The 13971-nt window shown below is 46.1% G+C and carries 15 protein-coding genes; 10 read left to right on the forward strand and 5 right to left on the reverse strand.

The window, feature by feature from the left end; all coding sequences use genetic code 11:
- Window positions 1–55: 55 nt before the first annotated feature.
- Genes FFR00_RS16095 through FFR00_RS16120 form a run of 6 tightly spaced genes read left to right on the forward strand, consistent with a single transcriptional unit; the run spans window position 56 to window position 4420 of the window.
- A complete protein-coding gene (locus FFR00_RS16095; RefSeq protein WP_137674438.1) occupies window positions 56–874 on the forward strand; it encodes a DUF2797 domain-containing protein in 819 nt (272 codons plus the stop codon).
- 40 nt (window positions 875–914) lie between these two features.
- Window positions 915–1199 carry a hypothetical protein gene (locus FFR00_RS16100; protein ID WP_137674439.1) on the forward strand — a complete coding sequence of 95 codons (285 nt, stop codon included), beginning with the start codon at window positions 915–917 and terminating at the stop codon, window positions 1197–1199.
- Window positions 1200–1244: 45 nt separating this feature from the next.
- The gene (locus tag FFR00_RS16105) at window positions 1245–1997 is read left to right on the forward strand and encodes a DUF2796 domain-containing protein (RefSeq protein WP_137674440.1); all 753 of its coding nucleotides are present in this window, start codon (window positions 1245–1247) and stop codon (window positions 1995–1997) included.
- 1 nt (window position 1998) lies between these two features.
- Entirely contained in the window at window positions 1999–2715 is a 717-nt protein-coding gene (locus tag FFR00_RS16110) for an ABC transporter ATP-binding protein (protein WP_137674441.1), read from the forward strand.
- Complete coding sequence (locus tag FFR00_RS16115) at window positions 2702–3928, forward strand: ABC transporter permease (RefSeq protein WP_137674442.1); 1227 nt, start codon at window positions 2702–2704, stop codon at window positions 3926–3928. Before FFR00_RS16110 ends, FFR00_RS16115 begins: the two co-directional genes overlap by 14 nt.
- Before the next feature lie 12 nt (window positions 3929–3940).
- Window positions 3941–4420: a DUF3299 domain-containing protein gene (locus FFR00_RS16120; protein WP_137674443.1), complete on the forward strand. Its 480-nt coding sequence runs from the start codon at window positions 3941–3943 to the stop codon at window positions 4418–4420.
- On the opposite strand, the gene FFR00_RS16125 is transcribed toward FFR00_RS16120, so the two are convergent.
- Both FFR00_RS16125 and FFR00_RS16130 read right to left on the reverse strand, forming a co-directional pair.
- Window positions 4417–4662 (reverse strand): DUF6868 family protein, encoded by a 246-nt coding sequence (locus FFR00_RS16125; RefSeq protein WP_137674444.1) that lies wholly within the window; start codon window positions 4660–4662, stop codon window positions 4417–4419. The genes FFR00_RS16120 and FFR00_RS16125 overlap by 4 nt on opposite strands.
- Window positions 4663–4733: 71 nt before the next feature.
- Entirely contained in the window at window positions 4734–5693 is a 960-nt protein-coding gene (locus tag FFR00_RS16130; RefSeq protein WP_137674445.1) for a DUF2914 domain-containing protein, read from the reverse strand.
- 329 nt (window positions 5694–6022) lie between these two features.
- Here FFR00_RS16130 and FFR00_RS16135 point away from each other — a divergent pair, with 329 nt between their 5' ends.
- Both FFR00_RS16135 and FFR00_RS16140 read left to right on the forward strand, forming a co-directional pair.
- Window positions 6023–6766, forward strand: a complete 744-nt coding sequence (locus FFR00_RS16135) for a gamma-glutamyl-gamma-aminobutyrate hydrolase family protein (RefSeq protein ID WP_137674446.1) — start codon at window positions 6023–6025, stop codon at window positions 6764–6766.
- Between the two features lie 20 nt (window positions 6767–6786).
- Window positions 6787–8064, forward strand: coding sequence for an FAD-binding oxidoreductase (locus FFR00_RS16140; protein ID WP_137674447.1), 1278 nt, complete (start codon window positions 6787–6789; stop codon window positions 8062–8064).
- Between the two features lie 84 nt (window positions 8065–8148).
- On the opposite strand, the gene FFR00_RS16145 is transcribed toward FFR00_RS16140, so the two are convergent.
- Window positions 8149–9165, reverse strand: a complete 1017-nt coding sequence (locus FFR00_RS16145) for a substrate-binding domain-containing protein (protein ID WP_137674448.1) — start codon at window positions 9163–9165, stop codon at window positions 8149–8151.
- Between the two features lie 308 nt (window positions 9166–9473).
- Between FFR00_RS16145 and hemB the strand changes: the two genes are divergently transcribed.
- Complete coding sequence (gene hemB / locus FFR00_RS16150) at window positions 9474–10481, forward strand: porphobilinogen synthase (RefSeq protein ID WP_255437913.1); 1008 nt, start codon at window positions 9474–9476, stop codon at window positions 10479–10481.
- 40 nt (window positions 10482–10521) lie between these two features.
- Entirely contained in the window at window positions 10522–11814 is a 1293-nt protein-coding gene (locus FFR00_RS16155) for a hypothetical protein (RefSeq protein WP_137674449.1), read from the forward strand.
- A 36-nt stretch (window positions 11815–11850) separates the two neighbouring features.
- On the opposite strand, the gene FFR00_RS16160 is transcribed toward FFR00_RS16155, so the two are convergent.
- Complete coding sequence (locus FFR00_RS16160; protein ID WP_137674450.1) at window positions 11851–12750, reverse strand: DMT family transporter; 900 nt, start codon at window positions 12748–12750, stop codon at window positions 11851–11853.
- Window positions 12751–12799: 49 nt separating this feature from the next.
- Complete coding sequence (locus tag FFR00_RS16165) at window positions 12800–13816, reverse strand: GGDEF domain-containing protein (RefSeq protein WP_137674451.1); 1017 nt, start codon at window positions 13814–13816, stop codon at window positions 12800–12802.
- Between the last annotated feature and the right edge of the window lie 155 nt (window positions 13817–13971).

Here is a 13971-nt window from a genome sequence, read left to right on the forward strand (position 1 = left end):
GCTGAGCTTTGCTTTACACTGCTCTGCTAAATAGTTATTCAAAGAGTAGAGTAAGATGCAGGGTCATTTATCTAAAATGCGCGCCGAACTGGCCGAGCAAGTACAATATTATTTGCCGGTAGGTGAACAAGAGCTGCACCTTAACCCCCTGATCGGACAATCTTTCGCCTTTGAATTTACCGGTAACATTCATTGCCGAAACTGCGGTAAAGCCACCAAAAAGAGCTATTCGCAAGGCCATTGTTTTGTTTGTATGCGCAAACTAGCGAGCTGCGATATGTGCATTATGAAACCCGAAACTTGCCACTATAGCGAAGGAACGTGCCGTGAGCCCGAGTGGGGCGAAACCCACTGTATGATTCCGCACTATGTTTATTTAGCGAATACTTCCGGTTTAAAGGTGGGCATTACTCGCCATACTCAAATTCCTACCCGTTGGATTGACCAAGGTGCTACTCAAGCGTTACCTATCTTTAAAGTGGCAACACGCCAATTGTCTGGTTTAGTGGAGATTGAATTAGCTAAATTGGTGGCTGATAAAACTAACTGGCGGGCTATGCTAAAAGGCGACGCGATTGAATTAGATTTAGTGGCTGAGCGAGAACGATTGTTGCCACAAATTGGTGATGCCTTAGCGGAACTCGCAGAACGTTTTGGTTTAGATTCAATTACCGCATTGCCCGACGAGGCGGTGGTAGACTTACACTTTCCAGTTGAACAATACCCAAGCAAAATTAGTAGCTTTAACTTAGATAAAAATCCTTTAGTAGAAGGTGAGTTACAAGGTATTAAAGGCCAATACTTAATTTTTAACAATGGTGTGATAAACATACGTAAATTTGGATCTTATGAAGTAAAACTGCTTGAATCCTAGTTAGGGTTAGTTGTTTAAGAAGTACACAAGGTAACTGATAATGTTAAATCCCCGCAGGCAACAAGGCATAACTTGGATACTGATTTTTTCAGTATTTGCCTTTGCCTTGGCGTGGGGCGAGCATCAGGCTGAGCGTTTAGACCCAGATCATTCAGAGCTCCATTGTCAGCTGTGTTTTAACTTAGAAAAACTCGCTACTGCCTTGGTTAGTAGCGCCTTAGTGATTGCGTCGTTAATGATTGCGCGGTCTTTTATTGCCGTTAATTACGCTTTTAAAAATGCCCATAGTCTAGCGGCTAGCGCGCGCTCGCCCCCTGCCATTTAACTAAATCTATATTCTTTTATTTTTAGCTAACAATGGATACCTATAATGACCTTTAAGCCTTTAATTGCGGCCAGCTTTGGCCTGCTTAGTAGTGCAGCATTTGCACAATCCGCTCACCAACACGGCGTGGCCGAGTTATTTTTTGCCGCCGCTGGTGAGGAGTTGGAAATTGAAATTCTCTCACCTGCCGACAACTTTTTAGGCTTTGAACATGCGCCTGCCAACGAGCAACAACACCAGATATTGGATGATGCAAAAAAGCAGGCTGCTCAAGCCATGCAGTTGTTTGTATTTAATGGCGGCCAATGTGAGTTGGAAAAAGTTGGCCAACATTGGGGTGACTTAGACCAAGAAGACGAACATCATGATGAGCATGCTCATGACAAGCACGATGATCACAAAGACCATGACGATCATGCTCACGACAAGCATGATGAGCACAAAGACCATGACGATCATGCTCACGACAAGCATGATGAGCACAAAGACCATGACGACCATGCTCACGACAAGCATGATGAGCACAAAGATCATGACGACCATGCTCACGACAAGCATGATGAGCACAAAAATCATGATGACCATGATGGGCACGAAGCGCATGGCGAGCATGCTGGCCATTCAGACGTGCGCCTTACCTATCACTTCCACTGTCATGAGTTAGCTGAGCTAAGCAGCTTCGATTTACAGTTGTTTAACTACTTCCCTCGTATGCAGAAAATTCAGGTGCAGGGAGCGAGTGATCGCGGGCAAGTAGCAATAGAAGCCACACCAACGCAAAACAAGGTAAAACTATAGTATGAGCCACTCTGCTTCTCTTTTACGTTTAGATGAAGTGGTGTTTGCGTGGCCGGGTGAACAACACCCGGCTATTCACATTCCTCATTTAAACATATCGGCAGCTAGTCACACTTTTATTCATGGGCCAAGTGGTTGTGGTAAATCAACTTTGCTCAGTTTAATCGCGGGAGTGATTAGTCCACAGCAGGGTTGCTTAACGTTTATGGGAAAAGACTGTGCAAGCCTGCGTGCTGCTCAGCGAGATCAGTTGAGAGCAGATAATATTGGCTATGTTTTTCAGCAGTTCAACTTGTTGCCTTATTTGTCAGTGGTAGAGAATGTGGCGCTAGCTTGTCAGTTCTCCAAAGTGCGTAAGCAGCGAGCGTTGAGCCGTTCAGCCACGATATTAGAAGAAGCACGTCGCTTGTTGGCGCATTTACAGCTGCCCGATAAGCAGCTAGAGCAACCGGTCGGTCAGCTAAGTATTGGCCAGCAACAAAGGGTGGCGGCTGCGCGTGCAATGATTGGCTCACCGGCACTGATTATTGCTGATGAACCCACTTCTGCTTTGGATAAAACCAACCGTGAACATTTCATGAACTTACTCATGGCAGAATTAAGCCACTGCGATAGCAGCTTGTTGTTAGTAAGCCACGACCATGAGCTGGCTGAACGTTTTGAACAAGTGGTGGATTTACCCAAGTTAAATTTAGGAGGCCAAAATGAGCTTGCTTAAATTAGCCGGACACAGTTTGTGGGCAAGGCGCGGTACTGCCTTACTCAGTTTATTTACCATTGCCTTGAGTGTGGCTTTGTTACTCGGTGTTGAAAACCTGCGTACTCAAGCTAAATCGAGCTTTGCCTCTACCATTTCGGGGACCGATCTTATTGTAGGCGCTCGCAGCGGGCCAACCCAATTATTGCTGTATTCGGTATTTCGTATTGGTAACGCGACGAACAATATTTCATGGGATAGCTATCAAGAGATTGCCGGTCAAAAATCGGTTAAGTGGTCTATTCCTATTTCCTTGGGGGATTCACACCGAGGTTACCGAGTCATGGGCACCACCAATAGCTTTTTTGAGCACTATCAATATGCCAATAAGCAGCCGCTAAGCTTTGCTCAAGGCGAAGCCTTGAACGAAACGTTTGAAGTGGTGCTGGGTGCAGAGGTGGCTCGAAAACTCGGTTATAGCTTGGGCGACAAAATTGTAGTTGCGCATGGCATTGCCGCCGTTAGCTTTGTTAATCACGATCAATATCCTTTTGTGGTGAGTGGCATACTCAAACCTACCGGTACACCAGTAGATCGCACCGTGATAACCTCGCTGGCCGGTATTGAGGCGATTCACTTAGCGCCGCAGGCCACGCCATATAGCGAGCAACAACTTACTCCCTCTAGCATTACAGCGATGATGTTAGGCACTCAATCTAAGCTTCAGATATTTAATCTGCAGCGACAAATAAATCAATATAAAGGCGAAGCTCTATTAGCGATTTTGCCTGGTGTTGCCCTACAAGAGTTATGGGGAATCTTAAGCATTGCCGAAAGCGCGCTATTGGCAGTGTCGATTTGTGTTGTAATCACTGGTTTAATGAGCATGTTAACCACTCTTATGGTGAGCCTAAAAGAGCGTCGCCGCGAGATGGCAATATTACGCTCTGTGGGGGCCAAACCTCGGCATATCTTTGGTTTGCTGTTGATTGAGGCGTTGCTATTGAGTGGGCTGGGGGCAATATTTGGCCTTGCCAGTATGTATCTCATTTTGGGAGCGGCTAAGCCTCTTCTGCTGAATCAATTTGGCTTTTATTTAACACTTGCTTGGCCAACATTAGAGCAATGGTATTTGCTGTTGGCGGTAGTGGTTGTTGGCTTTATTGCTGGTGTTTTGCCTGCATGGCGTGCTTATCGTTACTCCCTGAGTGACGGCATGAGCATTAAGATTTAATAAGGAAAAATAATGAAACTTGCTTATTACTTAGTTGGTTTATTGATGCTCAGCCTACCTGTTCAGGCTGATGGCATTGACGTGTGGGATCAGCTATTACCGGAAAGCGAACGACAAATGGCACTGCCAGAGGTGGACCACAATGCGCCAATGGATCAAGCGGGTCAGCAAAACTTAAATGTGAGTGTGAATAAAGAGCTGGACGGCAAACCTATTCGCATTCCTGGCTTTATTGTGCCATTGGATAGTGAAGGGGAGCTGGTGACTGAATTTTTGCTAGTGCCTTACTTTGGTGCATGTTTGCATTACCCGCCACCGCCGCCTAATCAGATCGTTTATGTTACCTATAAACAAGGTTTGCAGTTAGAAGATCTTTGGGAACCGGTATGGGTAGAGGGTACCATTAATACCCAAATTCAAGATGTAGAAGGTGTGGCTACGGTGGGCTATTCAATTACTGAGCCGCAATCGATAGTGCTGTATACCGACTAATCTAACACTATACCTAGGGCGATATAAGGCACAATATAAAAGGCAATAATGGCCGTTTTATAGAGTGCCAAGCCCAGGTAGTGAAAACGGTCAAACTTCTCTACGCTAAGGTTAAACCATTTGGAATGCAGCTTGTACGTCCAGTCGTGGGCAAGAGTTAAAAAGGCGAACCAATAGAGCAATACCGCTACATTAATCAATGCGCCCCAACCTAGCGCACTGCGAATCAATTCAAGTTCCATGGCTCACCCTATTGTGCTTTAACACGAATGTTCAATTTACCACGACTACGCGGCGCTGCAAGTGACGAGGCTTACTCCACAACAAAGTTCTGTTCAAAAATTAGCTGTTGTTGCTGATTGAAAATGGCCACTCGCCAATGGCCACGGCTATGCTTATCAAATTGCTTACTGGAATTTGTGCGCCAACGTTGCCCACCAATGGCCAAATCTACGCTGGCACGCAAGCGTTCATCTTGGTACCAATGCACTTGAATCTGTTGGTCTTGCATGTTGCGTAGCTCGCTAAATAAGTAGATTTTGCTTTGTTGGTCTAGCTTCACCACCGTGAGGGAATCTACAGGTTCGCGTTGCTTTATTGCGCTAGTTAATTGCGCGCGGGGTAGCTGTTCAGTAAACCAGTTTACTTGCTCTGCAGTGGTGACCGGCTGTTCGCTTAATGCTGGAGTTGCAGGCTCTGCTGCTGCCGTTACTGGGTGTTGAGGCTCGTCCGTTATCGCTTCGTTTGCTAAGGCTTCGTCAGTTCGAAGATTTAACTCATTTTCTGTTTCAGCGCTAGTCGAAGTTGCCGGCTCTAATTCGACTATGGCTTGTATAGCGGGCTGCTCAATATTGTTCGCGCTGAGCGTGTCACTTGGCTGCTGCGCTGATGTTTGTTTTTCTGCAACCTGCTCTATTTCGCTTGTCTGTACTGTCTGTTTAGTCTGAACATCTATCAGAATCTCAGTGTTCGTTTCAGGCTCTTGTTTAGGCTGCATTGCTTCACTATCTAGGTTTTCGGTGGTTACTGTTTCCGCTAAATGTACTGGCTCGCTGCTGGCAGTTTGGGCAGCAAGAGCATTAGAAGGCGCAGGCCAAAATTGCGCGATTAAGCCACCGACAAGCAGTAATAAAAAAAGTACGGCGGCGACAATCTTGCGAATGTCGAAAGGAGGTTTAGGTGCTAAAACCTTATCAATGCTGTTTTGTTGTGCGTTCGGCGCGGCAATGGGCGCTGAATTGAGTTGGATTTTAATGCTTACGTGTTCGGCCATGATTGAGGGTGAGCCCCATACTCCTTAATTGTTGCCGGGCAATTTTACCTATTAAGCTACTGGGCTGCCATTGATTTACTCGATTCCTGCTAAGCAGCAGTGAAATAGCAAATCCATTAATGAATAAGCTGTTCAGTATAAGCGCAGTCTTTTTCTAGCTGGCGGCATGATCAAATGCTGTTTAAAGACGCAACTCATTCGCCTTACTCGAATTTTGTCTGGTTTGTTTGATTGTCCAAAGCTCAAGGTGTTAAATATAATTTACATCTTTTGATTTGTATGCCACTTTAACCCTAAGCTGAATAGGCTATGTTTGAGGGAGTATATTGATGACAGAAAGCCAAAAGCAACCATTGATAGGTATCATCACCTGCCATAAACCACTAGGGCTTTATCAGGTACAAAGTGTTAATCAATTTTATCTGAACGCTTTGGCTGAATATGGCGCGAGCCCAGTGATTTTACCGCATCAACTAACAGGTGAAGCGCTGCATTCGCTATTAGCGCAACTGGATGGTGTATTGCTCACCGGCAGTCATTCTAATGTGCATCCAGAGTTGTATGGTGCGACTCACCAAGAACCGCGTTTAGACGGCGGTAGAGATAGATTAGCTTTTGCTATTGTCGAATATTCTAAACAGCATGCTCTTCCAGTATTGGGTATTTGCCGGGGCTTTCAAGAGATGAACGTAGCGCTTGGCGGCAGTTTGCACCACAAGGTTTATCAATTAGCGGGTGCGATTGAGCATAGAGAGCCCGAGAGCGAAAACTTTTCAATAAAATACGCTGACCAACACTCACTTAAGCTTGCCGAAGACAGTTGGTTGGCTGGTTGGCTTGATTGCCAGAGCATTGAGGTGAACTCTTTGCATAACCAAGGTGTAAATCGCTTAGCGGATTCATTGATTGTAGAGGCGCAGGCGGAAGACGGCTTAGTGGAAGCTTATCGGCTGGCTCAGCATCCTTTCTTTTATGCCGTGCAGTGGCACCCTGAATGGCAAGCCACTCGCAACCCGATTTCGCAGGCCATTTTTACCCAGTTTGTTAAAGCGGCTAGCTTACACCAGCAATAGAGTGTCGTTAAGGAGTCAACATGCTTAACCATACCGCTTCGTATTATGCCGCCAGTGCCAACAATACGCGCCAGTTTCCTCAGCTACAGCAGCATATTCGTTGCGATGTTTGTATTATTGGTGCCGGCTTTAGTGGCTTATCATCGGCGCTGCATTTAGCCGAAAAAGGCTTTCATGTAGTAATACTGGAAAGTGTCAAAGTAGGCTTTGGCGCCACTGGGCGAAATGGGGGACAAATCGTCAATAGCTACAGTCGAGACGTTGATGTCATTGAGCAGCGTTACGATAAAAATACAGCGCAAGCGCTTAATGAAATGATCTTTGAGGGCGGCGAGATTATTCGCTCACGAATTGCCGATTACCATATTGAGTGTGACTACCAGCAAGGTGGGGTATTTGCGGCATATAATGCCAAGCAACTGAAAGGCTTAGCTGGACAAAAAGCGAACTGGGAGCGCTTTGGTAATCATCAACTTGAGTTATTAGATAAAGCTCAGTTAGCGAAAGTTGTTGGCACTCAAGCATACCAAGGTGGCTTGTTAGACATGAAAGGCGGGCATATTCATTCGCTTAACTTAGCCTTAGGAGAGGCAGAGGCGATTTTGTCCTTAGGTGGAGAAATTTACGAGCAGTCTGCAGTGCTTGATTACCAAGCTGGTGAACCAGCTAAAGTGACCACCGAGCATGGCAGCGTAGCGGCTAACTATTTGCTGTTTGCTGGAAACGCGTATTTGGGCGAGTTAGAACCCAAGCTAAGTGACAAAGCCATTCGTTGTGGTACTCAAGTGGTGGCTACAGAGCCGCTGAGTGATGATTTATGTGAGCAATTGCTACCTCAAAACTATTGCGTAGAAGATTGTAATTACCTGTTGGATTATTATCGAATTAGTGGCGACAAGCGCTTATTGTTTGGTGGTGGTGTAGTCTATGGGGCAAAGCCTTTGGCCTCAATTGAAAAACAAATTAGACCCAAATTTGAGTCTTTATTTCCGCAGTTAACTGGCGTAAATATTGATTATGCATGGACCGGTAACTTTTTGCTTACCTATTCACGAATGCCGCAGTTTGGCCGCCTAGATAGCAATATTTATTATCTGCAGGGTTATAGTGGTCACGGCTTAACTTGTACCCATTTAGCCGGAAAATTGCTGGCTGAGGTATTAAGTGAGCAATCGCAACGTTTTGATGTATTTGCCTCGCTTAATCATTACCGCTTTCCAGGAGGGCGACACCTGCAAGTGCCTTTTACCGCCTTAGGTGCGGTGTATTACAACCTGCGCGATAAGTTGGGAATATAGGATGTCACCGATTTTATTTTTACGGCGATGTAGCACCGAGCCAAAGACTCGATACATCATGGTATTGTCTTGCGTGCAGTAGCGCTAAGTGGCGTTTTGGAGTTGCTTGTGTACCGCTACAGAGTCGCGTTTTACCAGGGTAGGTACGTATTTATGAATGGGCGCTACGGGCTCTCCAGCGGCTAAGGCTAAAGACATTTCAGCAGCCTCCATCGCCATCATCTCAATGGGGTAGCGCATGGTGGTGAGTTTTGGCCGTAAATAGCGTGATAGCAGCACGTCATCAAAACCAATGACCGATACATCTTCAGGGACTCGATAACCGTTATCGCACAATACGGTGATAGCCCCAGACGCCATTGAATCGTTGTAAACAATCAGAGCTGAAAAGTCTAAACCACGTGCCAATAAATTTTGTGCGGCAATTTCGCCGCCAATTTCATTGGGATCTGATGATGCAATAGCGTGTTCCGATAACGGCATACCATGCTCACTTAAAGCGGCCTTTGCGCCTTGTAAGCGTAAACGTGGATCTTCGATGTCGTAGTTGCTGGTAATGCAGGCAATGTTTTCGTGGCCTTGTGCTAGCAAGTGCCTAGCGGCTGCTTCGCCACCAGCTTGGTTGTCTAACCATACGCAGCGATGAGCGATCTCTGGAATATAACGGTTAATCAGTACCATTGCCGGTACAGCTTCTGCGTAGTCAATTAAGGCTTGATTACTCAAGGCCTTAGAATGCACAACGAGAGCTTGGCAGCGCTGTTCCAGCAAGGTTTCAATAGCGCGTTTTTCACTTTCGGCACTCACTAAGCCGTTGCTAATGAGCAACTGAATGTTGTTATTGCGAGTGACCTTTTCAACGCCGCCAGCAAGGGTGGCAAAAAACGGGTCGGTCAATTCGCTAAATACTAAACCAAGAGTAGGATTGGTTTGAGTGACTAAGGCTCGCGCATTGGCGTTGGGGCGATAACCCAGTTCTAGCATCACCTTTTTCACTAAATCACGGTTTTTGGCGCTAACCTTAGGACCATTGTTTACCACGCGTGATACGGTGGCGACAGAAACACCGGCGGCAGCTGCTACGTCTTTAATTGTGGCCATTTATTCTCCAAAAACTAATCGATTCATGACTTGGCTCGCTTACCTAAAGTAAGGTATTGCACCTGCGTCACTCACTGTGACATTACGCCATGTTGTATCACTAATTTAACAAATGTCAGCTTAATGTGGAAACGTTTTCCTTGGCAGTTGGCGCTTATCCCTGATATTGGGCGTTTTAGCTTACATTCCATGAGCAACTTGCAGCTGTTTGATAAGTGTTAAGAAAGTTGTTGGCTACGCTTGCCGAGCAAGCCATAGCCGCTTAAAGTAGCGCTAGATGTACAATGCTAAATTTTAAGGAGCGCTGAGTGAGCGTATCAAGAGTTTTCCCTGCAACCCGTATGCGTCGTATTCGTCGCCATGATTTTTCTCGTCGCTTGGCCTGTGAAAATCAGCTTCGCGTTGATGATCTGATTTACCCGATGTTTGTTATTGAGGGCGAAAATAAGACCGAGAGCATTGCATCGATGCCGGGTATTCAGCGTTTTAGTATCGATTTATTATTAAAAGAAGCAGAGCAATTGGTTGCCTTAGGTGTGCCAATGATCGCTTTATTCCCGGTAACACCTTTAGACCAAAAGTCATTGTTGGCCGAGCAAGCTTACGCTGACGATGCGTTAGCGCAACGTGCAGTGAAAGCGCTGAAACAAGCCTTCCCTGAACTAGGATTAATGACCGATGTTGCCTTAGACCCGTTCACAACCCATGGGCAAGACGGCATTATTGACGAGCAAGGTTATGTGCAGAACGACATCACCACTGAGATTTTGGTCAAACAGGCCTTATCACATGCGGCCGCTGGTGCCGATATGGTGGCTCCATCAGATATGATGGACGGGCGAATCGCCGCTATTCGTGAAGCGTTAGAAGATGCTGGTTACCATAACACCATGATTATGGCGTATTCGGCTAAATACGCCTCTAGCTATTATGGCCCGTTTCGCGACGCAGTAGGCAGTTCTGGCAACTTGAAGGGCGGCAACAAAAAGACCTATCAAATGGATCCTGCAAATGGCCAAGAAGCCTTACATGAAGTGGCTTTAGACATTGAAGAAGGCGCCGACATGGTGATGGTGAAGCCTGGCATGCCTTATTTAGACGTAGTACGCCAAGTTAAAGACACTTTTGCAGTGCCCACTTTTGCTTACCAGGTAAGTGGTGAGTACGCGATGCATAAAGCGGCAATAGACAATGGCTGGTTAGCCGAGCGACCTGTGGTATTAGAATCACTGCTCGCCTTTAAACGTGCTGGCGCTGATGGGATTTTGACTTACTTTGCCAAAGACGTGGCACAATGGTTAGCCGAAGACCAGTAATTATGTCCCTCATAAATGGCCTGAATGTGCGTAATTTCTAATGAAAAAGCTGTTAGTTTCACTCTTCGCTTTGGTGCTTATACTTTCGCTGGCAATTGCCAGCGTAGTTGTCTTAAGTGTATCTAAGCAAGCCTCTATTTCTACCCCTAGATCGGTAAGCCCGCAACAAGTGGCGGATGCTAAACAATGGCTGCAAAGTAATGTAGTCCAGTTTAGTAAGGCCCAGCAAGCTAAAGATATTCAGTTAAGCCAGCAGCAAATGCAGGGGCTGTTAGCCTTGGCGTCTAAAGCTTTTAGTGGCTTAAATGCAGAAGCGCATTTTGCGCCAGAGTATTTGCAGCTTCAGGCAAGCGTTGCTCTCCCTAAGGGGATCTACCATGGGTATATTAACAGCCATATTACGCTGTTATCCTCTGCTGAAGGTTTGCGGTTTGGTGATTGGCAAATTGGTGGGCTACGGCTACCCGGAAGCATTGCTAAAGCATTGTTAACCCGTGGTTTGGAGGCGCTGTTTCCCGAGCTTCAATTTGAAGAGTTGATAGCTGGGCTTAGTCAGGTAGACATTGACGCTCAGCAAGTTAGCGCCAAGGTGCAACCAGTGGCTGACTTAGGTGTGCGTGTGGCTAGCGTGTATAAAAATGTTAGTCAGTGGCAAAACCCTGGCGTGAGTAAGCTGCCCGTAGACGTGTATTACCAAAAACTGCTGACACTTAGTCAACAATATGGCCAACAGCAGACTATTTCACTTTACGATTATCTTTACCCCTTAAGTTTTGATGTAGCAATGCGTGGCGAACAAGGGGAGCTGTTAACCGAGCAGCAGGCGCTAGTATGGGCTATGGCGATGTTTTTCAGCCAAGGACCTTTTCAACAGTTAATAGCCCAGCGTTTTGAACAACAGATAAGCTTACAAGCCGCCCCTACTAATGTGACTTTAGCAGGGCGTAGAGACCTACTCTTGCACTTTGTTTACTCGGCTGGATTGAGCATGGCTGGAGAACAAGGATTTAGTGCGTCTATTGGTGAATTTAAAGAGCTGTTTGACTCGCTCGAGGGCGGGAGCGGCTTTAGCTTTGCTGATTTGGCCGCCGATAAGGCAGGTATTGTATTTGCCGAAACGGCGAAACAAAAAAGCAAAGCAAAACAGTTTTTAACTGTGATGCGCAATGCGCGTTCCGAAGAGGCATTTTTTCCGCGAATTGATGATCTTACTGAAGGTATTAGCGAGCCTGATTTTGCTCACATCTACGGTTCAACTGATTCTGAGTTGTATCAGCAGAAAGTATTTTTTATCGATCAGCGGATTGCTAATCTTCCGGCATTTAAGGACTAGGGTAATCACGAGGCTGTTGTTATTTACCATCAAGGTTTAGGCGAAAATCAATAAAGCGCTACCCAAAACACATAAGGCAGCGCTGCACCACGCCGAGCGAGTGGGTGCTTGTTTGGTGACAATCCATAACAAAGGTAATACCAATACTGGTGAGGTCGAAGACAATAGTGCGACGACGGATACGTCGCCATAGCGTAAAGCAAATAACATAAGAGTCATGCCTACAGCCATGGCTAAAAAGCCATTGGTGGCAATCATCATAAAGAGTCTTGAGTTAAGAGGATTTTGGGCTCGGGCTAGTTTATTGCCACTTAACCACAACAGCCAATGAGCAGAAAAAGCACTAAACATGCGCAAAGCGGAGCCTGCCACCGGGTCTATTTGAGAAAACTCTGGTGCACTCATTAAAGGCTTGAGCATTACCGTACCCAAGCTTTGACATAGTGCAGCAGTTAAACCCAAGGCCACAGCAATACCTACCGGACCGGAAATCTTCTCCCAACTATGTTGGTCGGGTTTGCGGCCAAAGGCTACCGCTAAGGCTACACCCAAAAATAAGCAGCCTGCGCCTAGTAACGACCAGCCAAATAGCGCTTCATTAAAAAGCCATACTCCCAAAAACGCCGAAAATGCCGCATGGCAAGCAAATAGCAAACTCGCTCGCCTGGGGCCAAGCCGATTCATGCAGGCAAATAAGGCGGTATCTCCAACAAACACTCCAATAAAACCAGACAAGGCAAACAGACTCGCTTGCTCTAGGGTTATCACTTGCCATTGGTTGTTGAACAAGGCTGCACTAAGTAGCATTACGCTGACTAAACCCATGCGCCAACGGCTATAAGCAAAGGCGCCAAGCTGGCGGCTAGGAGTGACCGATATTAAGCTAGTGCATGCCCATAAAGCAGCCGCCAAAAGGGCTAACCATTCGTAGTTCACAGATGAATCCTAAAGTTGGCGTTTGCAAAAACAGAGGCGTTGATTGCGTTTAAGCGGGCATTGCTTGTGTTTGGTCGGTCCAAAATGCCACAAAGGTATTGCGCCCGTTCCGTTTGGCAGCATACATGGCATTGTCTGCGTCAATCAATAGTCTGGAAAGGTCTTTTCTTTGGGTTTCAAAGGCAATACCCATGCTAATGCTGATGGGGGTGTTATGTTGCTGGTGTAACCAGGCGTTATTGGCCACGTGACGGACGATTTTTCTGGCGAGGGTTTGCGCTTGCTGGCGTTTGCAATTGGGCCACAATATACAAAATTCATCGCCACCAAATCGAGCAAACTTTGCTTCTTCTGGCAACACTTGTCGCACGCAGGCCACAACATGTTTTAAGGCTTGGTCGCCGGCGTGGTGGCCAAAGTGGTCGTTAATGGCTTTAAACTTATCAATATCAAAAAGCATGACTGCCATGCTGAAAACCGACTCATTTTCCAATTTTAGTTGGCGCTCTAACTCGCGACGATTTAATACGTTGGTCAGAGAGTCGATACGAGCTTGTTTAGCTAAGTGCTGGTGGGCACGCTGGGTATCAATAGAAAACAATTTGGCCACTAGACTCAGCAATATGGCGCAGTTGATAAATACCAACGCCATTGAGCTTTGTTGCTGTTCTAGATCGCTTGGAAACATTGGGGCGTTTGGCCAATAAAATATGGCTAAAAAGGCTACCGAAATAAGCACCAAAATAGCATTGCGAATCGATGGTTTGTCTTGCCAGAGTAAAAAAGCCACTGGGTATAGCACAATGAGGTGGAAGAAGATTAGCGATTCAATGCCAAACCAGCGTGTAGACGCGAGGGTGACGTCTAATACAAATACCGTTAGCATCCAAGCTCGAGCAAGGTCATTCTGATTTAGCCAATTGAGTAACAGCGTAATGCAATAACCGACAATAACCATCGCGTTTACTAGCCAAAATTCAGCAACATTTATCTGGTACTCAGAGGCTTGAACAGCCACGTTGAGCATCAACAATGGTAGACCAATAACAATAAATAAATTGGTCATTCGCACTGCGTGGCGCTTTCCTTTGCGCGTGCCAATGTTGAGAATTTTATTGAGCAACCGTGATCCTTACAGCTTCTACTCTAATGAACGCTTATTTTAAAAGACTTCAAATGAAACTAATGTGAAACAGCTTAAATCGTCGCCGTTTTATCACC

Source organism: Agarivorans sp. Toyoura001 (assembly GCF_005405585.1).
Taxonomy (GTDB): domain Bacteria; phylum Pseudomonadota; class Gammaproteobacteria; order Enterobacterales; family Celerinatantimonadaceae; genus Agarivorans.

What these genes read in the sequence shown, in the direction of transcription:
- FFR00_RS16095 (WP_137674438.1), top strand. Translation starts at nt 56, where the DNA reads ATGCAGGGTCATTTATCTAAAATGCGCGCCGAACTGGCCGAGCAAGTA.
- FFR00_RS16100 (WP_137674439.1), top strand. Translation starts at nt 915, where the DNA reads ATGTTAAATCCCCGCAGGCAACAAGGCATAACTTGGATACTGATTTTT.
- FFR00_RS16105 (WP_137674440.1), top strand. Translation starts at nt 1,245, where the DNA reads ATGACCTTTAAGCCTTTAATTGCGGCCAGCTTTGGCCTGCTTAGTAGT.
- FFR00_RS16110 (WP_137674441.1), top strand. Translation starts at nt 1,999, where the DNA reads ATGAGCCACTCTGCTTCTCTTTTACGTTTAGATGAAGTGGTGTTTGCG.
- FFR00_RS16115 (WP_137674442.1), top strand. Translation starts at nt 2,702, where the DNA reads ATGAGCTTGCTTAAATTAGCCGGACACAGTTTGTGGGCAAGGCGCGGT.
- FFR00_RS16120 (WP_137674443.1), top strand. Translation starts at nt 3,941, where the DNA reads ATGAAACTTGCTTATTACTTAGTTGGTTTATTGATGCTCAGCCTACCT.
- FFR00_RS16125 (WP_137674444.1), bottom strand. Translation starts at nt 4,662, where the DNA reads ATGGAACTTGAATTGATTCGCAGTGCGCTAGGTTGGGGCGCATTGATT.
- FFR00_RS16130 (WP_137674445.1), bottom strand. Translation starts at nt 5,693, where the DNA reads ATGGCCGAACACGTAAGCATTAAAATCCAACTCAATTCAGCGCCCATT.
- FFR00_RS16135 (WP_137674446.1), top strand. Translation starts at nt 6,023, where the DNA reads ATGACAGAAAGCCAAAAGCAACCATTGATAGGTATCATCACCTGCCAT.
- FFR00_RS16140 (WP_137674447.1), top strand. Translation starts at nt 6,787, where the DNA reads ATGCTTAACCATACCGCTTCGTATTATGCCGCCAGTGCCAACAATACG.
- FFR00_RS16145 (WP_137674448.1), bottom strand. Translation starts at nt 9,165, where the DNA reads ATGGCCACAATTAAAGACGTAGCAGCTGCCGCCGGTGTTTCTGTCGCC.
- FFR00_RS16155 (WP_137674449.1), top strand. Translation starts at nt 10,522, where the DNA reads ATGAAAAAGCTGTTAGTTTCACTCTTCGCTTTGGTGCTTATACTTTCG.
- FFR00_RS16165 (WP_137674451.1), bottom strand. Translation starts at nt 13,816, where the DNA reads ATGACCAATTTATTTATTGTTATTGGTCTACCATTGTTGATGCTCAAC.